The organism is Alicycliphilus denitrificans, from assembly GCF_044792555.1.
Lineage (GTDB): Bacteria > Pseudomonadota > Gammaproteobacteria > Burkholderiales > Burkholderiaceae_C > Alicycliphilus > Alicycliphilus denitrificans_A.
In genome coordinates, this window is record NZ_CP126238.1 from 632,075 (window position 1) to 650,119 (window position 18,045).

At 67.8% G+C, this 18,045-nt stretch carries 15 protein-coding genes; 3 read left to right on the forward strand and 12 right to left on the reverse strand.

Features of this window, described 5'->3' with window-relative positions; translation table 11 throughout:
* Position 1 precedes the first annotated feature (1 nt).
* Entirely contained in the window at positions 2–1,984 is a 1,983-nt protein-coding gene (locus tag P7644_RS03015) for a transglycosylase SLT domain-containing protein (protein WP_404301525.1), read from the forward strand.
* Between the two features lie 49 nt (positions 1,985–2,033).
* On the opposite strand, the gene P7644_RS03020 is transcribed toward P7644_RS03015, so the two are convergent.
* From P7644_RS03020 to P7644_RS03030, 3 genes are read right to left on the reverse strand one after another with little or no spacing between them, the layout of a single operon-like run.
* Complete coding sequence (locus P7644_RS03020; protein WP_404301526.1) at positions 2,034–3,890, reverse strand: CocE/NonD family hydrolase; 1,857 nt, start codon at positions 3,888–3,890, stop codon at positions 2,034–2,036.
* A 10-nt stretch (positions 3,891–3,900) separates the two neighbouring features.
* The gene (locus P7644_RS03025) at positions 3,901–4,857 is read right to left on the reverse strand and encodes a Bug family tripartite tricarboxylate transporter substrate binding protein (RefSeq protein ID WP_404301527.1); all 957 of its coding nucleotides are present in this window, start codon (positions 4,855–4,857) and stop codon (positions 3,901–3,903) included.
* A gap of 12 nt (positions 4,858–4,869) precedes the next feature.
* Positions 4,870–5,883, reverse strand: a complete 1,014-nt coding sequence (locus P7644_RS03030) for a porin (protein WP_404301528.1) — start codon at positions 5,881–5,883, stop codon at positions 4,870–4,872.
* A 178-nt stretch (positions 5,884–6,061) separates the two neighbouring features.
* Here P7644_RS03030 and P7644_RS03035 point away from each other — a divergent pair, with 178 nt between their 5' ends.
* On the forward strand, positions 6,062–6,982 hold the full coding sequence (locus P7644_RS03035) for a LysR family transcriptional regulator (RefSeq protein WP_404301529.1): 921 nt from the start codon (positions 6,062–6,064) through the stop codon (positions 6,980–6,982).
* A 100-nt stretch (positions 6,983–7,082) separates the two neighbouring features.
* On the opposite strand, the gene P7644_RS03040 is transcribed toward P7644_RS03035, so the two are convergent.
* From P7644_RS03040 to P7644_RS03070, 7 genes are all read right to left on the reverse strand, one after another.
* Positions 7,083–7,610, reverse strand: a complete 528-nt coding sequence (locus P7644_RS03040; RefSeq protein WP_404301530.1) for a cytochrome b/b6 domain-containing protein — start codon at positions 7,608–7,610, stop codon at positions 7,083–7,085.
* Positions 7,610–7,879 carry a PepSY domain-containing protein gene (locus P7644_RS03045; protein WP_404301531.1) on the reverse strand — a complete coding sequence of 90 codons (270 nt, stop codon included), beginning with the start codon at positions 7,877–7,879 and terminating at the stop codon, positions 7,610–7,612. Before P7644_RS03045 ends, P7644_RS03040 begins: the two co-directional genes overlap by 1 nt.
* A gap of 14 nt (positions 7,880–7,893) precedes the next feature.
* Entirely contained in the window at positions 7,894–8,577 is a 684-nt protein-coding gene (locus P7644_RS03050; protein ID WP_404301532.1) for a Fe2+-dependent dioxygenase, read from the reverse strand.
* Positions 8,571–9,668 carry an alpha-hydroxy-acid oxidizing protein gene (locus tag P7644_RS03055; RefSeq protein ID WP_404301533.1) on the reverse strand — a complete coding sequence of 366 codons (1,098 nt, stop codon included), beginning with the start codon at positions 9,666–9,668 and terminating at the stop codon, positions 8,571–8,573. Before P7644_RS03055 ends, P7644_RS03050 begins: the two co-directional genes overlap by 7 nt.
* 53 nt (positions 9,669–9,721) lie before the next feature.
* Entirely contained in the window at positions 9,722–12,013 is a 2,292-nt protein-coding gene (locus tag P7644_RS03060; RefSeq protein WP_404301534.1) for a TonB-dependent receptor, read from the reverse strand.
* 160 nt (positions 12,014–12,173) lie between these two features.
* Complete coding sequence (locus P7644_RS03065) at positions 12,174–13,100, reverse strand: MBL fold metallo-hydrolase (RefSeq protein WP_404301535.1); 927 nt, start codon at positions 13,098–13,100, stop codon at positions 12,174–12,176.
* A gap of 23 nt (positions 13,101–13,123) precedes the next feature.
* The gene (locus P7644_RS03070) at positions 13,124–14,809 is read right to left on the reverse strand and encodes an AMP-binding protein (protein ID WP_404301536.1); all 1,686 of its coding nucleotides are present in this window, start codon (positions 14,807–14,809) and stop codon (positions 13,124–13,126) included.
* A gap of 107 nt (positions 14,810–14,916) precedes the next feature.
* Here P7644_RS03070 and P7644_RS03075 point away from each other — a divergent pair, with 107 nt between their 5' ends.
* A complete protein-coding gene (locus tag P7644_RS03075) occupies positions 14,917–15,828 on the forward strand; it encodes an esterase/lipase family protein (protein ID WP_404301537.1) in 912 nt (303 codons plus the stop codon).
* A 172-nt stretch (positions 15,829–16,000) separates the two neighbouring features.
* Here P7644_RS03075 and phhA read toward each other — a convergent pair whose 3' ends face one another.
* A complete protein-coding gene (gene phhA / locus P7644_RS03080) occupies positions 16,001–16,831 on the reverse strand; it encodes a phenylalanine 4-monooxygenase (RefSeq protein ID WP_404301538.1) in 831 nt (276 codons plus the stop codon).
* A gap of 1 nt (position 16,832) precedes the next feature.
* Entirely contained in the window at positions 16,833–17,960 is a 1,128-nt protein-coding gene (hppD, locus tag P7644_RS03085) for a 4-hydroxyphenylpyruvate dioxygenase (RefSeq protein WP_404301539.1), read from the reverse strand.
* Positions 17,961–18,045: the final 85 nt, after the last annotated feature.

Sequence of the window (18,045 nt, forward strand, 5' to 3'; positions counted from 1 at the left end):
AATGCATTGGCTCAAGATTTTGACACCGCTGGTCGCGGGGGCCGCATTGGCCACTGCCGCGCCGTGGGCCGCGGCCCAGAATCGTGGCGACGATACCCTGCTGGAGATGCAGCAGGCCTTTCGCAAGGGCGACAAGTCAAGACTGACCGCGCTGCTGCCGGCGGCGCGCGGCCACCTGCTGGAGCCCTGGGCCGCCTACTGGGAGCTGCGCGCGCGCCTGGACCAGGCTCAGCCCGATGAAGTGAAGGCCTTCCTGCAGCGTTATGCCGGCAGCTACCAGGAGGACCGCCTGCGTAACGACTGGCTGCTGCTGCTGGGCCAGCGCCGCAACTGGGACCAGTTTGCCGAGCTGCACCCGCACTACCGCATGGGCGACGACCGCGAGGTGCGCTGCTACGCGCTGGCCATCGACCAGATCAAGGGCCAGGCCGGCGAGGATGCCGGCGCCGAGGTGCTGCGCCACTGGTACGCGCAGCGCGAGCTGGACGACGGCTGCGCCAACGCCGCCGCCGAGATGCTGGCGGCCAAGCGCATCAAACCCCTGGACCTGTGGCGCAAGGCGCGCCTGGCCGCCGAGGCGGGCCGCCTGCGCGTGGCGCGCAAGGCGGTGGAGATCGTCGCGCCCGAGGCCCTGGGGCAGCTGCGCGAGGCGCTGGACGCCCCCGCCAAATACCTCAAGGGCCAGGCCACTGCGCGTGGCAAGGAGCGGCAGGAACTCGTGGTGCTGGCCCTGGTGCGCATGGCCATGAGCGATGCCGGCGCCGCCGCCGGCCTGCTGGAGAACAAATGGGGCGTGCACCTCTCGGCGGAGGAGCGCAATTGGCTCTGGGGCCTGATCGGCAAGCAGGCGGCGCTGTCGCTGTCGCCCGATGCGCTCGCCTACTTCGGCAACGTGGGCCGCGACGCCGACCTGAGCGACGACATGCTGGCCTGGAAGGTGCGCGCCGCGCTGCGCGCCGGCCAGTGGAAGCAGGCGGGCCGCGCCATCGACGCCATGAGCCCCGGCGCGCGCCAGGACAGCACCTGGGTGTACTGGAAGGCCCGCTCCCTCACCGCCGGGCGCGCCAGCGAAGATGACCGCGCCCAGGCGCGCCAGCTGTACGAGCGCATTGCCGGCAGCTCGGGCTTCTATGAGCAGCTGGCGCTGGAGGAGCTGGGCACGCGCGTCACGGCGCCGCCCGCGCCTGAGCCCCTGACCGACGCCGAAAAGGCCGCGGCGCGCGCCAACCCGGGCCTGAACCGGGCGCTGCATGCCATCGCCATCGGCCTGCGCAGCGAGGGCGTGCGCGAGTGGAACTACAGCACCAACCTGCATCAGAGCGGTGGCATGCCCGAGCGCGAGCTGCTGGCCGCGGCCGACCTGGCCTGCGAACGCCATGTGTGGGACCGCTGCATCAACACCAGCGAGCGCACCAAGACCGTGATCGACGCCGGCCAGCGCTTCCCCATGCCGTTTCAAGGCGCCGTGGTGCAGCGCGCCCAGGGAATTGGCCTGGACCCGGCCTATGTCTACGGCCTGATCCGCCAGGAAAGCCGCTTCATCATGGACGCGCGCTCGGGCGTGGGCGCCTCGGGCCTGATGCAGGTCATGCCGGCTACGGCGCGCTGGACGGCGAAGAAGATCGGCCTGACCGGCTTCACGCCCCAGCAGATCAACGACCGCGACACCAACATCACCATAGGCACGGCCTACCTCAAGCTGGCGCTGGACGATTTCGACGGCTCCATGGCCCTGGCCGCCGCCGCCTACAACGCCGGCCCGGGCCGCCCGCGCAACTGGCGCAACGGCCCGGTGCTGGACGCCGCCATCTGGGCCGAGAACGTGCCCTTCAGCGAGACGCGCGACTATGTCAAGAAGGTGCTGGCCAACACCGTGAACTACGCCGCCATCCTGACCGGCCAGCCGCAGTCGCTCAAGAGCCGCTTGGGGCAAGTGGGCCCGCGCGGGGCGGGTGAGCCGGAGCCGAACAAGGACCTGCCCTGATACGTTGACGCTTATGCAGGAAGCGCTGGCCGCCGATCGGCTGCCAGCCTCAGCGCCTGGCTGGCACCACGGGCAGCACCACCTGCGAAGAATGCTGCGCAGACATGTGGATACGGTTGTGTGCCACCTGCCGTGGCCCCGCGCTGCCCTCGGCTGCTCCAGTATTCGGGTTGACATCGAAGCGCGGGAAGTTGCTGCTGGAGATGTCCAACCGGATACGGTGTCCCTTGCGGAACAAGTTGGAAGTAGGCATGGGCTCGATCGTTATCTCTGCTATCTCGCCTGGCGCCATCAACTGCGGCGCCTCCCAGGAGCGCCGGTAGCGGCAGCGAAGGATGCCGTCCGTGAGATTCATGGCATAGCCCTGCGGGTAGTCTGCACTGGGTGGATATTGGTCGATGAGCTTGGCCGTGAAGTCGGTGTCGGTTGCGCTCGACGAGACCCATAGCCGGATGGTCACCGGTCCGGTGATTTCCAGGTCTTCCTGCAGTTCGGGGGATTGGAACACCAGCACATCGCCGCGCGCGGCCAGCGGGCCGTATGGAGCCTGTGCGCCGAAGATGCCCTCATGCGTGCGCTGGTCGTAGGCCCCCGCCATCATGAGCGGCTCGCCCGATGTGATGGACCCGCCGATGGTCGGCACCGGCTGGGTCGGATCAAAGCGGTAGGCCAGCGCTGCCTCGCCATCGGCCGGTTGTGGTGCCAAGCTGCCGTTGGCGTGGAGATACCAGGGCGTGAACTGCGTGCCGGGCAGTGGCCAGTCGGCGGCGCTGTGCCAGCCCCCGCCGTGCTCCAAGCGACCGGCCGACGTGCGCCGGCCCGAGCCGCCGCCCATGCGGAAATAGCGGACGGTGCCGTCCTGCCCCTGAGGCAGGGGGCGGCCCTTGAGCCAATGGTCAAACCAGGCCAGGCGCATGTGCACATAGTCCTCGGCGAGCGCGCCATCGAGCGTGGCTGTGGGGCCGAAGTCCACGTCGCCCGCGTGGCAGACACTGCGTTCGCCATGCGTCCACGGACCCAGCACCATGCGTACCTGGCCGCTTGCTCGCTTGGAGAGGCCCAGGTAGTTGTCGGTGCTGGTCTGGGCATAAGGATCCCACCAGCCGCACAGCAGCATCACGGCCACGCCGTTGAAGGCCTCGTAGTGCCCGGCCGCATAGAGTTCGGGTTGGCGCCAGTAGTCGTCGAAGGTGCCGCGCTCCCACTGCTCGAACAGGTAGTCCTCGTACTCGGGCGCCCACTGCAGCGGCGAGTCGCCGCGCGTCCAGGGTAGTCGCAGGAACCAGGCTCCAATGTCGGCCTGCGCCAGTGCCTGCTGTGCGGCGGGGTCGTCGCGGTTGATGCCATTCTGGGCATTGCGAAATGCCCAGGTCGCCTGTTTGAGTTCGAACGCACCGCCATGGCGGATGCCGCCGCGATAGGCGTTTGCAAAGCCGCCGCATTCCAGGAACATGGCCTTCAGCCCTCGGGGGCGCTGGCTGGCCAGTGCGGTCTGGGTATGCGCGGCATAAGACAGTCCATAGGTGCCTACGCTGCCATTGCACCAGGATTGGCTGGTAATCCATGCCATGGTGTCGGCACCATCATTCGCCTCGCCCAGGTATTTTGTGAACTGGCCTTCGGAGTCGAACCGTCCACGGCAGTCCTGCACCACCACGGCATAGCCTTCGCTAGCGAAACGCGCGGCTACCTTGCCGCGTCGCATGGGCCGTGGGTCGGCGGCACTGCGCTCGCGCCGGGTTTCTGCGTCCTTGCCATAGGGGGTGCGTTCCAGCAGTACCGGCCAAGGGCCCGGAGTGCCCACCGGCAGATACAGATCCGTGGCGAGGCGCACGCCGTCACGCATGGCCACCCGATGGGTGGATCGGACGACGGTGTCGTCCTGGTTGATCGCTCCTTCGTTCATGGTGCCTCGCTCAGTCCAGCTTGAGGTTGCGTTCCTTGACGAGCTTGGACCAGCGCGCCGTATCGTTCTGCATAAAGCGCGCGAGCTCTTGCGAGGTGGTGGGCGCAGGCTCCGCTCCCTGGACGAAGAGCTGTTGAGCCACCTCGGGATCGGCCAGCGCGCGGCGCAGCGTGGCGCTGGCGTTTTCCACGATCTCGGCCGGCGTGCCTGTGGGGGCGAAGAGTGCGTACCAGATGTCGTACTCGAAGTCCTTCACCCCCGCCTCGGCCATGGTGGGCACATTGGGCAGCGCGCGCGAGCGCTTGGCGCTGGCCACGGCCAGCGGAATGAGCTGGCCGGCCTTGATTTGACTCAGTACGCTGGGCACGGCGTTGATGCCCAGTTGCACATGGCCGCCCACCAGCTCGTTCACGGCGGGTGCTCCGCCCTTGTAAGGAATCTGCAGCATCTGCGTGCCGGTGGCCGCCTGGAACATTTCCATCGACAGATGGCCCGGGCTGCCGTTGCCGCTGGTGCTGTAGTTGAGCGTGCCGGGGTTCTTGCGCGCCAGCGCTATCAGCTCCTGCAGCGTGCTGGTGTGCAGGCCGGGGTGTGTGGTCAGGACGGGCACATTGATCAGCACACGCCCCACGGGCACGAAGTCGCGCGATGGGTTGTAGGTGAGCTTGCTGGACAGCAGCGGTGCCGTGACCATGAGCGAGCCAGCGCCCACCATGAGCGTGTAGCCGTCGGCCCGCGCGCTGGCACCGGACTGCATGCCGGCCGCACCGGCGCGGTTTTCGATCACGACGGGCTGGCGCCAGATCTCCGACATCTTGCGACCGACCACGCGCATGGCCGTGTCGGCGGCAGCGCCCGCGGGGAAGGGCACGATGATGCGCACGGGTTTCTCGGGATAGCCTGCTGCGTGAGCGATGGGCAGGGCCGCAGCCAGCAGCAGGGCGAAAAGGTTTTTGCGACGATTCATTGCACAGTCCTATTAAAAATCATGGCGAATACCCGCGCCTACGGCGCGCACGCTCACGTTGCTGCGGCTGGAGTCGATGCCGTCGTGATCCACAAAGGCTTGTAGTTGGGTGCGCTTGGACAGCGCGTAGGTGTATGCCAGCTGCTGGCGCTTGCGCGCTGCAAGCAGATTGGTCTGCACATCGCGCCGCATCACGTTGAGCACCACGGCATGCGGCCCGGCCGTGAATTTGGCGCCGACCAGCCAGTAGTCCACATCGGCGCGCGTAGCGCCGGGGGTGTTTTTGTAGCGGTCACGACCCCACAGCACATAGGGCTCGATGGCCCCGAAGTCGTAGCGTACGCCGGCCTGCCATTTGCTTGAAAACTCATTGGCCAGCAAACCGCCGGGGCGCGTGTCCTTGGCGAAGCCTATGCCTGTCTTCCAGGGGCCGTTGGTGTAGTTCAGCCCCAGGTCGAGCGACTTGGCGCCGTTTTCCTGATCGGGTGTCTTGGGATCTCCGCGCAGGTAGTAGCGGGCGCGCAGGTTGACGCCGCTCCAGGTGGGGCTTTGGTAGCCGATGGAGTTGGAGGTGCGGTTGCGTGCATTGAGCATGGTCGTGCCGATGGCCGTGGCACCCGCATCGTTGGCGGCGAACGAGGTGATGCCTGTCACCTGCGAATACAACGGCGAGCCGGTTGGGTTGGCCGAATCGAGGCGGCCCAGCGCCAGCGTGCCGTAGTCGCCGCGCAGCGCCACATAGCTGTTGCGAAACGCAGGTGTGGTGAGCGTGCCGGTGTCGGCGTTGCTGCCCATCTCCAGCCCGAACATCGCCGAGCGCCCCTCGCCCAGATCCTCCTGGCCCCGAAAGCCCAGGCGCGATGCGTTGTCGCGCTCCTCCATGACGGAGCCGGCGTTGCCGGTTTTGACGTTGTTCACCGTGAGTCGGATCTGTCCATAGACCTGTACGTTTTGTGCTGCTGACGGTGATGACGCCAGGACGAGCAGGCCGCTGAATAAGGCTGCGGCGGGAAGCATGGCTTTCATGAAGGCTATCTCCTTGTGTAGTCGGTGCTTTGAGGCAGCGGATTCTCTGGAGCGGCCGAATTCCCGGCAACGGTATGACGGACTCGTATGACCCTATGTGATTTGTGGTGCGCTTGCGCAGGCGCGGTGCGGCTGTGAAGATCAGCCGTTACATCGCACCATCACCGTTGGCCCTCCTATGAATTTCAAGCAGCTAGAAGCGTTCCAGGCCATCATGGCCAGCGGCTCTGCCACCGGCGCAGCCGAGCGCCTGGGGCTGTCGCAGCCGGCCATCAGCCGGCTGCTGGCCCAGTTCGAGGAAGACCTGGGTTTGCGCCTGTTCGTGCGCGAGAAGGGCAGATTGCTGCCCACGCGTGAGGCGGAGGCCCTGCTGCAGGATGCCCAAGGCTTGGTGGACTCGGTTCAGTGCTTTCGCAGGCATTCCGAACAACTGCGCCTGGGCGGTTTCAAGCGGCGCCTGCTCAAAGTGGCGGTGCCCAGCACGCTCGCGACGGCGCTCATGCCTGCGATCGCGCAGCGCTTCATGCAGGCGCATCCTGACGTGGTGCTCGAGGTGCTTTCAGGCTCCTACAGCGATGCGGAGCGTGCCCTGTTGGGCCGCGCCGCGGACATTGCCCTGGTGCGCCTGCCGACCGAGATGCAGGGCTTGCACGCCAGTGCTGGCCTTGAGTCGGATGCCGTGTGCATCATGCCCAAGGGCCATGTGCTGGAGCAGCAGAGCGAGGTGCACCCCATCGACTTGGCGGAAACCCCGCTGATCCTGCTGGGGCGCCAACGCCAGATCCGCCACGAGATCGACATGGCGTTTCGCCAGGCGCGTGTGCTGCCGCGCGTGATCATGGAGGTGCATTCCGTCAGTGTGGCTTGCAGCCATGTGGCGCAGGGACTGGGGGTGTCGATCGTGAATGCACTGCTGGCAAGTTACTGCCAACCGGAGACTTTCTCCATCCGATCGTTCCGCCCACGCATTAGCTACCAACTCGGCGTGGCCACGCTTGAAGGCGCGGCACAGTCGCCACTGAACGTCGGATTCGCACAGATGCTTATGGATGCGATCCTCGCGGCTGCGGGGCCGGCCACGCACACACGCCTTGTTTGAGGCTGCGGCATGCTCGATCCATGCATCGGTGTGCAGCAGGTAGGTACCTCAACTGGGTGGATCGGCTTGGTGCGAGGGCTTGGGTTGCATGAAAAATCTTTCATGCCACATCGTCGCCCACAGGCGGAGCCTTCTCGCCCGTGACCATGGCGCGCACCAGGTTCTCGCGGTGCTGGCGACTGGTCCACAGCATGCCGCCTACATGCAGGGCCACCATGGCCAGCAGCGCCCAGGCCAGCGCCTGGTGCAGCCGGGCCAGCCAGCCATAGCCCCAGAACAGGTCGGTGGTATAGAGCCAGCCGGTGGCGCACAGCAGGCCCAGGTTGGCCAGCAGCGCCAGCACCATGGCGCCGCCCAGCGGGTTGTGGCCGACATGGCGCGGTGCGCGGCCGGCCAGTGCCGCGCGGGCATAGGCCAGCGTGGCGCGCGGGCCGCGCACGAACTGGGCAAAGCGCGCGTAGCGGCCGCCGCAGAAGCCCCAGGCCAGGCGCGTGAGCAGCAGGGCGATGACTACGTAGCCTGTGTACTCATGAAGCGACCCTGTGTCGTGCTTGCTCCACCATAGCAGGGCCACGGCTGCCGCCTGGCCCCAGTGCAGCAGGCGCACCGGCAGGTCCCAGACTCGCATCAGTCCTCGACGCGTTCCAGCGTCTTGGGGTCGAAAAAGGCCTCCACGCGCTTGCCGTCGGGGGTCTTGGCGTAGACCTCGTAGCAGGTCTCGGTCTTTTCCATGCGGCGGATGGTCCAGCCCTCCTTGACGAGCTTTTGCTCCAGCTCGGTATGCGGGCGCCATTCGGCCTTGGGATATTCCTTGCATTGCACCTTGCCGTGGGCGAAGGCGGCGCCCGCGCTGGCGGCGAGGGCGAGGGCGGCAATGCGGGTGATGATCCAGTGCATGGTGTTTCCTTTCCTCAGGGCTTGGCCCAGCGGCGCAGCAGGTTGTGATAGACGCTGGTGAGCTGCACCAAGCGCATGTCGTCGGGCGCTACCAGCGGCGTGAGCTGCTGGATCGACTGGTCCAGGTCGAACAGCAGCGTGCGCTCGCCCTCGTCCTGCACCAGGCTTTCGATCCAGAAGAACGAGGCCACGCGCGCGCCGCGCGTGACGGGTGTCACGCGGTGCAGGCTGCTGGAGGGGTAGAGCACCATGTCGCCCGCTGCCAGCTTCACGGTCTGCACGCCGAACGGGCCTTCCACCTCCAGCTCGCCGCCCTCGTATTCCTCGGGCTCGGCCAGGAACAGCGTGGCCGACAGGTCGGTGCGCATCTGCTGGCTGCTGCCGGGCAGGTACATCAGGGCGCTGTCCACATGCGCGCCGTACGTGCCCCCGCCGGCGTAGCGGTTGAACTTCGGCGGGTAGATGGTGCGCGGCAGCGCGGCGCTGACGAACAGCGGCGTGGCCGCCAGGCGGCGCAGGATCTGCTGGCCCAGGCGCACGGCCAGGTCGCTGCCGTCGGCGATCTGCTGGTTGCGCTTGACGGCCTTGGCCAGCGTGCCGGCGGTGGCGGCGCCGTCGTCCCATGGGGCGGCATCGAGCTCGGCGCGGAACTGGTGCACCTGCTCCTTGGTGAGAACCTGGTCTATGGAGATCAGCATGATGGTGTCAGTGTGTCGTGGGTGATGTCGGATAGCTGGGCGCAGCCGGCCTGCGCCATGCAGGCGTGCAGCTCCTCGGTGAGCAGCTGCAGCATGTGCGCCACGCCCAGGGCGCCGGCCACGGCCAGGGCGTAGACCTGGAGACGGCCGATGAGCACCGCGTCGGCGCCCAGGGCCAGGGCCTTGAAGGCGTCGCTGCCGCTCCTCACGCCGCCGTCGAGCAGCACGGGGTAGCCCGCGCCCACTGCGGCGCGCAGGGCGGGCAGCATCTGCAGGCTGGCGGGGGCGCCGTCCAGGCTGCGCCCGCCGTGGTTGGAGACGATGAGGCCGGCGCAGCCGGCGGCCTGGAGCTGGCGCGCATCCTCGGGGTGCAGCACGCCCTTGACCCAGACCGGCAGGCGCGTGTGGGCCAGCAGCCAGTGCAGATCGTCCCACAGCGGGGCGTGGCGCATGGCGCCCTGGAAGATGCGGCTTTCGCCTGCGGACAGCGGCGCGGCGGGCGCTGGCGCGTAGTCCCGCAGATTGGCGGCCACGCAGTCGGGCGGCAGGCTGAAGCCCGCCTGCAGCGCGCTGCGGCTGGCCAGCTGGATGCTGGCGTCCAGCGTGAGCACGATGGCGCGGTAGCCGGCGGCCTCGGCACGACGCAGGAGGTGCAGGCTGTGCGCGCGATCGGGCTGCAGGTAGAGCTGGAACCAGCGTGCCGGGCCGCTGGCCGCGGCTATTGTTTCAAGCGTGCAGGACGACAGCGTGCTTGCCACCAGGCAGCTGCCCGTGGCCTGGGCGGCGCGGGCGGTGGCGACTTCCGCATCCGGGTGCGCCAGCCTCTGGTACGCCACCGGCGCCAGCAGCAGCGGGTGGGGTAGTTCCATGCCGGCCAGTTGCAGGCGCGTGTGACCCGCGCGCACGTCGCGCAGCAGGCGCGGCAGCACGGCCCAGCCGGCGAAGGCGGCGCGGTTGGCGGCCACCGTCGCATCCCAGCCGCAGCCGCCGGCCACGTAGGCGTGGTGGCCCGCATCCATGGCCTGGGAGGCCAGGCGCTCGTAGTCGATGGCGTTCCAGACGCCGGGGGGGATGCGGTTGGCAGAGTTCATTAAAAATAATAGCTGCTGACGCCCATCCGGTAAGCGTCAGCGGCCATTTTGCTTCACAAGTCCAGGTTCAGCGTCAGGCGCACTGCGCGGCCGTCGCCCTTGTACAGGAAGGCGCCCGAGCGGTACACGGCCGTGTAGTAGTCCTTGTCGGTCACGTTCAGCACGTTCAGGCGCAGGTCGGCATGCTTGTTGATGCGGTAGCTGGCGAACAGGTCGTACACGCTGAACGAGGGCACGGGCTGCGAGCACATGCCGTTGGCGTAGCCGGCGCCCGTGTCGGGCTGGCCGCCGCAGCGGTCGCTCTCGTAGCGTGCGGTGGCGCCGAACGAGAAGTTGCGCGTGAGCTGGTACTTGCCCTGCACGGCGAAGGCGCGGTCGGCGAAGTTGGACAGCGGGTTGCCGATGTTGGCGGGGTTCACCGAGCCCAGCACCTTGGACTTCATGAAGGCCATGCCGGCCTGCACCTGCAGTTGCTTGGTCACGTTGCCGGCCAGCCCGAACTCGATGCCCTGCACGCGGTTCTTGCCGGTGTTGAACATGCCGACGGAGTCATAGCCGGTGTTGCCCGGTGCGGCTTCCATCACGTCCTTCTTGGTCGTGCGGAAGGCGGCGGCCGTAAGCAGCAGTTTGTCGTCCAGCAGGTTCCACTTGGTGCCGATCTCGAAGTTCTGCGAGGTTTCCGGCTTGGCGTTGGCGTTGCCGAACCTGTCCACCACCAGGCCGCCGTAGCCTGCGCTGGTGCCCACGTCGGACTCACCGCCGTTGATGTCCTGCGCGGTGCCGTAGCTGGCGTAGACCATGCCCATGGGGTTGATCTTGTAGCTCACGCCCAGGTGGCCGTTGAGCAGCGTGTCGTTATAGCCGTAGTCGGCGGTCTGCGCGCCGGTGCCGGCGTTGTAGGTGGACAGGCTCAGGTCGCTGTGGTCGGCGCGCAGGCCGCCGAACAGCGTCCACTTGTCCGTCAGGTCCACCGTGTCCATGACCGACAGCGCGAGGGTCTTCACATGCCAGTCGCGGCTTATGGCGTTGCGGTCGTAGCTGCGGCCGGCCAGGTCGCCCAGGTTGGGCAGGAAGTTGCCGTTCGCGTCGGTCATGCAGAAGCCGTTGTTGCTGGTGGCCGTGGCGTTGGTGCGGCAGTTGGGCGTGCCGGCGGAGGTGACGCGGTAGTTGCCGGACTTGACGCGGTGATTGGTGTACTCGAAGCCAAAGATGAACTCGTGCTTCAGGCCGCCGATCTCCTTGTCCCAGCGCAGGTTGTCCTGGTGGGCGAAGTACTTCACGTCCTGCCAGCCGGTGTGGCCGTTGTCGATGGCAGGGCGCTGCGCGGTGGCGTTGAACGAGGCGCCGGTGGTGGCGTAGCCGTTGTCCGACTGGCCGTAGCGCGTCAGACTGGTGAGCCTCACGTTGGGCGCGAAGCGGTAGTTGATGCGCGCGGTGGCCGTGTCCACGTCGGACTGCAGGAAGTCGTTGCCCTGCGCGTAGACCGGCACGCCCGTGGCCGGGCGGCGGTTGGGCACCGTGCCCATCAGGAAGCCGCCCAGGTCGGGGTGCTTGTCCTTGGCGCGCAGGCCGTAGTAGTCCAGCGTGACCGACAGGTCGCTGTTCACCTCCCACAGGCCCGACAGCGCCAGGCCGTCGCGGCGGCGGCGCGAGGGGCTGCGGTCCGGCACGTCCTCGCCCGCGGTCAGGGCATTGGCGCGCAGCGCGAACGTGTCGCCAAAGGCCTTGTTCATGTCCATGGTCAGGCGGTGGTGGCTGTCCGTGCCCACACCGGCGGAGACGCGCGTGAAGTCATAGTCCAGCGTGGCCTGCTTGGTGATGGCATTGATGGCGCCGCCAGCGCTGCCGCGGCCAGCGAAGCTGGAGTTGGGGCCCTTGGTGATTTCGAGCTGCTCGACGGCGAAGCTCTCGCGCGTGGTCATGCCGGGGTCGCGCAGGCCGTCCACGAACACGTCGGAGCGCGCCTCCTGGCCGCGGATGATGTAGCGGTCGCCGAAGGCATTGCCGTTCTCGCCCGTACCCAGCGTGATGCCGGGCTGGGCCGCCAGGATCTGCTTCAGGTCGGTGGCGCCGGAGTCGTCAATGGCCGCCTTGGTCACCACCTGGATGGTCTGGGGCGTCTCGGCCAGCGGGCGCGTGTGGCGCGTGTCGGCCGAGGTCTTGGCCTTGTAGGGCGCGCCGACCTCGGCGTTGGGGTTGGGGTCGATGGCCTGTTCCTGCACGGTCACGGCGGGCAGGGTGTGAGGCGCAGGCGTGGACGGCACCTGGGCCATGGCGCTGAGCGGCAGCAGGGCGGCGGCCATGCGCAGGCTCTTGGGCTTTTTGATGGATGAAAAGGACGGCATCTTGCTCTCGACGGTAGTTGGATTTCGCGAGCAATTATTGTTGCAAATCAATCGCATTTAAAAAAATGAATGCGAAAAATTTGCATTTGCATGTCGAGGGCGTGGCAGGGAGGCCGGTTTGTTGCCATATGGCAACGGATACGCCGCGCGGCCGCGGATTTCAGGCGTTGTGCAGCACCTCGCCCTCGCGCCGGGCGGCGCCGCCGTCCACGAGTTCCTGGATCAGCTCGGCCATCCATTGGCCGGCGCTGCGGTCGGCGAAGTAGCGGCCGTGCAGCCGCGCGTAGTACGGCGTGGCCGCCAGCCAGGCCTGCACCTGCGCCAGCGGCGCCTGCTGCCATTCGAGCAGCTTGTACTTGAGCAGCACCTTGGCCGCGTGGCGCGCGTGCTTGACCGGGTCGGCCTCGAAACCGCCTAAGCGCCGGCGCGCGCGCGCCAGGGCTTGCGGCAGGTCGCCAAACACGCTGCCGTGGCCGGGAATGACGGTGAGCGGGGACAGCCGCTCGATCAGGTCCAGCGTGGCGCCCACCTCGGCAAAGGCCTGCGCGCCGTCGAGCTCGGGGAAGACCACGCCAAAGCCGTTCTCCCACAGCGCGTCGCCCGAGATCAAGAGGCGCGAGCGCGGCTCGAACAGCAGCACGGCATGGTTGTCGTGTCCCGGCGCGGCATGCACCTGCCAGGCGCGCCCGCCCAGCTCCACCTCGCTGCCGGGCATGAGACGCGCATCGGCGCGAAAGCGCGGGCAGTCCTGGCCCGTGGGCGCATAGCTCAGCGCCACCGGGTCCCAGTCCTGCACCTGGGCCCATTGGCCTGGGGGGATGTGCGTGGCAAGGCGTGGCCAGCGCGCCTGCAGCGCCGCGTTGCCGCCGCAGTGGTCGCTGTGCAAATGGGTGTTGAGCAGCAGGTCCAGCGGCCGCCCATGCAGGCCCGACTCCACCAGCGCCACGGTCTGGGCCGCATTGCTGCAATAGCCGCTGTCCACCAGCGCCGTGGCATCGCGCCCCAGGAACAGCACGTTGTTGGCCGAGAGCCAGCCGCGTTCAAGAACCGTGATTTCGGGCGGAAGGGCAGGTGTGGTGTGCGGCATCAGCTATCAAAAAGTAATTGCGACTAGGCGTGGGCGCGCAACTCGCGCCGCAGTATCTTGCCCACATTGGTCTTGGGCAGCTCGTCGCGGAACTCGATGTATTTTGGCCGCTTGTAGCCCGTCAACTGTGCGTGGCAGTGGCGCGCCACATCGTCCTCGGTGAGCGCGGGGTCGCTGCGCACCACGAAGACCTTGATGGCCTCGCCCTGGTGCTCGTCGGTCACGCCCACGGCCGCGCATTCGAGCACGCCGGGGCATTGTGCGATCACTTGCTCCAGCTCGTTCGGATAGACATTGAAGCCGCTCGCCAGGATCATGTCCTTCTTGCGGTCCACGATGCGCGTGTAGCCCTGGTCGTCCATGATGCCGATGTCGCCCGTGCGCATGAAGCCGTCCGGCGTGAAGCTGCGCGCGTTCTCCTCGGGCTGGTTCCAGTAGCCGGGCATGACGTTGGGGCCGCGGATGCAGATCTCACCCGGCTCGCCCGGCGCCAGGCTGGCGCCCGCATCGTCCTTGATGGCGATGTCTATGCCCGGCAGCGGCAGGCCGATGCTGCCGCTGAAGCTGTCGGCGTTGACCGGGTTGTTGGTGCCTATGGCGCAGGTCTCGCTCATGCCCCAGCCCTCGATCATGGTGCTGCCGGTGAGCCTCTGCCACTGCCGTGCCGTGGCCTCGCTGGCGGCCATGCCGCCGGCCTGGGACACGCACAGCGGCGCAAAATCAAGCGTGCGGAACTGCGCGTTCTGCAAGAGCGCATTGAACAGCGTGTTCACCGCCGGCAGCAGGTGGAAGGGGCGTTTCTTCAGCACCTGCACGAACTTAGGTATGTCGCGCGGGTTGGGAATCAGCGTCAGGCGCGAGCCCTGGCGGATCGCCAGCAGACACAGCGTGAGCGCGAAGATGTGGTACAGCGGCAGGGCCGCAATGCTGTTGATGCGGCTGGCGTCGCCCAGCCGGGCCAGCGCGGGGGCGAACCAGGCCTCGGCCTGCAGCGTGGCGGCGACGATGTTGCGCTGCGTCAGCACCGCGCCCTTGGACAGCCCCGTGGTGCCGCCCGTGTACTGCAAAAAGGCCGGCTGGTCGGGCGTCACCTGCGGCGGGTTCAGGCGCCGGCGCGCGCCCAGCGCCAGCGCGCGCTTGAACGGCAGCACCTGGCGCCCGCCGGCCAGCGGCAGCGCGTAGGCCGGCACCATCTTCGCCAGGTGGCGCACGGCAAAGCTGAGCCAGCGCCCGCGCCAGGGCCCAAGCAGGTCGCCCAGTGAGGCGATCACCACATGCTGCACGGCCGTGCCGTCGATCACCTCGGCCAGCGTGTGGGCGAAGTTCTCCAGGATCACGATGGCCGAGGCGCCCGAGTCCCTGAGCTGGTGCGCGAGCTCGCGCGCCGTGTACAGCGGGTTCACGTTCACGCAGGTGTAGCCGGCGCGCAGCACGGCCGCCATGCTCACCGCGAACTGCGGCACATTCGGTAGCATGATGGCCACGCGCGCACCGGGCGCCAGCCCCTGGCCCTGCAGCCAGGCGCCGAGCTGGGCCGACAGCCGGTCGAGCTCGCCATAGTGCATCCAGTGGTCCATGCACACGGAGAACGGCTTGTCGGCATGGCGGCGAAACGACTCCTCCAGCATCTGCGCCACGGATGGGTAGGCGTCGGCATCCACGTCATGGGGCACGCCCGGGGGGTAGTTCTTGAGCCAGATTCTGTCCATGGGGGAGGCCTTGTGAAGATCGCCCAGATTGTGAAAGCCGCCCCGCGCGGGCCGCACCGGGGTTGTCCCGGGGCCGTGCGCCGCCGTGGTCACGCAGGGGACAGTGCATGACGAATGCGCGCTGGCAGCGCTGGCTGGTGGCCCTGCACGGGCTGTGCATCGCGGCCTGGGTGCTGGGTTTCTGGCCGCGCTCGCCGGCCCTGGCGCTGGCCGGCCTGGTGGTGGTGCCGCTGCTGTCGCGCCTGGCCATGCTGCCGCAGTTCCTGCTCATGGCCTGGGTCTGCCGCCATGGCGATCCGCCGCGTCCCTCACCCATGCGGCTTTTGCGCGCCTGGTGGGCCGAGTCGCGCTGGGCCGCCCTGGTGTTCGGCTGGTGGCAGCCGTTTCGCGCGCGCGCCGTGCCCGACTGGCTGCCGCCGCGCCCGCCCGATCGGCCCGCGCCGCGCGGCGTGGTGCTGGTGCATGGTTTTCTGTGCAACCGCGCCTTCTGGACACCGTGGTTCGCGCCGCTGCGCGCGCGCGGCCATGCCTTCGCGGCCGTGACGCTGGAGCCGGCCTTCGGCTCCATCGACGACTATTGCGACACCATAGACGCCGCCGTGCGCCGCGTCACCGAGGCCACGGGCCGCGCGCCGCTCATCGTGGGCCACAGCATGGGCGGCCTGGCCATACGCGCCTGGCTGCGCGCCCGGCCGGACGCAGAGACGCGCGTGCAGCGCGTCGTCACCGTAGGCGCCCCGCACGACGGCACCTGGCCGGCGCGGCATGCGCGCAGCGTTGCCGGGCAGCAGATGCGGCTGCATGGCTCCTGGGTGCGGCAGCTGCGTGCCCAGGAGCCTGCGGGCCGTGCGGCCCTGTTCCGGTGTTGGTATTCGAATGGCGACAACGTGGTCTACCCGCCCGCTGCCGCCATGCTTCATGGGGCGGACAACCGGTTTCTTGACGGCCTGGCGCATGTGGAGATGGCGTTTGATCCGCGGGTGGTGCGGGATTGCCTGGGGTTGCTGGAGGGGGCTTGAGGTCTTTGTGTTGTGGGGTGGTTATGTGTGGCTGGCCGGGATATGCGCCCGGCGGCGCACTCACTTTCTTTGCTTCGCTGAAGCAAAGAAAAGTGCCTCGCCCGCCGGGGCGAGACCCGGCCAGCCACCCTCAAAAAAAATAGCTACAAGCGCATGCTAGACAAAGGAAATTTCAAACTACGCGCTCATCTGCCGCATATTCAGGCAGGCCGCGCAGCCGCGCATACAGCGGCTCGAAGTCCTGCGCCGTGAGCTGGAACAGCTGCTCGAAGCTGTCGATGACGAAGTAGGTCTGCTGGTAGCTGTCGATCTTGTAGCGCGTGCGCATGGTGCGCTCCAGCTGCAGCGGCAGGCGCTGCGGCACGGGGCTTTGCACGCTGTAGGGCAGCTCGCCGTGCGAGCTCAGGATGCCGGCGCCGTAGGCGCGCAGGCCGGCAGGCTCGCGGATCAGGCCGAATTCGATGGTGTACCAGTACAGGCGCGCCAGCATCTCGCAGGCGCCCAGGCGCGCCGCCTTCAGGCCGCCCTCGCCGTAGCGCTGCATGTAGTCGGCCAGCACCGGGTTGAACAAGAGCGGCACATGGCCGAACAGGTCGTGGAACACGTCGGGCTCGACGATGTACTCGAACTCCTCGGGTCGGCGTATCCAGTCCGTCACCGGGAACTTGCGGTGCGCCAGCAGGGTGAAGAACGGCACCTCGGGGATCAGCCCCGGCACCGCCACCAGTTGCCAGCGCGTGGCACGGTACAGGCGTTCGTTGACGTCGTCAAAGCGCGGTATGCGCTCCTTGGCGCCCAGATGGGGCAGGGCGTCAATGAAGGCCTCGCTCGCCAGGCCCGGCAGCTGCTCGCATTGGCGCAGGTACAGGCGGTGGTAGGTGTCGTGATCCTGTGCGCTGTAGCCGGCCCAGTCCTGCGCGCAGGTGTAGTCATCCTGGGCGCGCGTGTAGTCGCCGCGCGGGGGGCGCTCGCTGGCGCCGTAGACGGCGGGCTGCACGGCCATGTCAGCCTCCCTTGGCCTGGGTGTCGATGACGCCGCGCTGGATCTGGTCGCGCTCCAGCGACTCGAACAAGGCCTTGAAGTTGCCCTCGCCAAAGCCCTCGCGGTAGTCGCCGCGGCGCTCGATGAATTCGAAGAACACCGGCCCCAGCATGGGCGTGGAGAAGATCTGCAGCAGCAGGCGCGGCGTGCCGCCCTCGGTGCTGCCGTCCAGCAGGATGCCGCGCGCCTGCAGGTCGGCCACGTTCTGGCCGTGGCCGGGCAGGCGGCGCTCCAGCATCTGGTAATAGACATCGTTGGGCGCGGGCGCCAGCGGCACGCCGGCCAGGCCCAGCCTGTCCACCACCTCGACCAGGCTGTCGCAGATCAGCGCGATGTGCTGGATGCCCTCGCCGTTGAACTGCATCAGGAATTCCTCGATCTGGCCGCCGCCCTGGCGCGCCTCCTCGTTCAGCGGGATACGGATCTTGCCGTCGGGCGCCGTCATGGCCTTGGAGGTCAGGCCGGTGTACTCGCCCTGGATGTCGAAATAGCGCAGCTCGCGGAAGTTGAACAGCCTCTCGTAGAAGCCGGACCAGAACTCCATGCGCCCGCGGTAGACGTTGTGCGTCAGGTGGTCGATCTCGTTCAGGCCATGGCCCGCCGGGCGCTGGTCCACGCCGGGCAGCCACTCGAAGTCGATGTCGTAGATGGACTTGCCGTCCTCGAAGCGGTCGATCAGGTACAGCGGCGCGCCGCCAATGCCCTTGATGGCCGGCAGGCGCAGCTCCATCGGGCCGGTGGGAATCTCGATCGGCTGGGCGCCCAGCTCCAGCGCGCGCCGGTAGGCCCGGTGCGCGTCCTGCACGCGGAACGCCAGGCCACAGGCCGAGGGGCCGTGCTCGGCGCCGAAGTAGGCGGCCTGGCTGTGCGGCTCGCGGTTCAGGATGAAGTTGATCTGGTTCTGGCGGTACAGCAGCACGTCCTTGGAGCGGTGCCTGGCCACCAGCGTGAAGCCGAGCTTGTCGAACACCGCCTCGACCACGCCGGGGGTGGGCGAGGTGAATTCGACGAATTCGAAGCCCATCAGGCCCATGGGGTTCTCCCAGGCGGTGGTGTCGCGGGTGGTCTGGGCGGGCAGGGCGGCGGTCATGTCGGTTGTCTCCAGTGTTGTATGGACTTTGCACTGTAGGGTGTGGGCGACACATGTTTCTGGCGAATGCATACCGCTTTGACTT

Coding starts and splice junctions, on each gene's coding strand:
- P7644_RS03015 (WP_404301525.1), top strand. CDS start 2: ATGCATTGGCTCAAGATTTTGACACCGCTGGTCGCGGGGGCCGCATTG.
- P7644_RS03020 (WP_404301526.1), bottom strand. CDS start 3,890: ATGAACGAAGGAGCGATCAACCAGGACGACACCGTCGTCCGATCCACC.
- P7644_RS03025 (WP_404301527.1), bottom strand. CDS start 4,857: ATGAATCGTCGCAAAAACCTTTTCGCCCTGCTGCTGGCTGCGGCCCTG.
- P7644_RS03030 (WP_404301528.1), bottom strand. CDS start 5,883: ATGAAAGCCATGCTTCCCGCCGCAGCCTTATTCAGCGGCCTGCTCGTC.
- P7644_RS03035 (WP_404301529.1), top strand. CDS start 6,062: ATGAATTTCAAGCAGCTAGAAGCGTTCCAGGCCATCATGGCCAGCGGC.
- P7644_RS03040 (WP_404301530.1), bottom strand. CDS start 7,610: ATGCGAGTCTGGGACCTGCCGGTGCGCCTGCTGCACTGGGGCCAGGCG.
- P7644_RS03045 (WP_404301531.1), bottom strand. CDS start 7,879: ATGCACTGGATCATCACCCGCATTGCCGCCCTCGCCCTCGCCGCCAGC.
- P7644_RS03050 (WP_404301532.1), bottom strand. CDS start 8,577: ATGCTGATCTCCATAGACCAGGTTCTCACCAAGGAGCAGGTGCACCAG.
- P7644_RS03055 (WP_404301533.1), bottom strand. CDS start 9,668: ATGAACTCTGCCAACCGCATCCCCCCCGGCGTCTGGAACGCCATCGAC.
- P7644_RS03060 (WP_404301534.1), bottom strand. CDS start 12,013: ATGCCGTCCTTTTCATCCATCAAAAAGCCCAAGAGCCTGCGCATGGCC.
- P7644_RS03065 (WP_404301535.1), bottom strand. CDS start 13,100: ATGCCGCACACCACACCTGCCCTTCCGCCCGAAATCACGGTTCTTGAA.
- P7644_RS03070 (WP_404301536.1), bottom strand. CDS start 14,809: ATGGACAGAATCTGGCTCAAGAACTACCCCCCGGGCGTGCCCCATGAC.
- P7644_RS03075 (WP_404301537.1), top strand. CDS start 14,917: ATGACGAATGCGCGCTGGCAGCGCTGGCTGGTGGCCCTGCACGGGCTG.
- phhA (WP_404301538.1), bottom strand. CDS start 16,831: ATGGCCGTGCAGCCCGCCGTCTACGGCGCCAGCGAGCGCCCCCCGCGC.
- hppD (WP_404301539.1), bottom strand. CDS start 17,960: ATGACCGCCGCCCTGCCCGCCCAGACCACCCGCGACACCACCGCCTGG.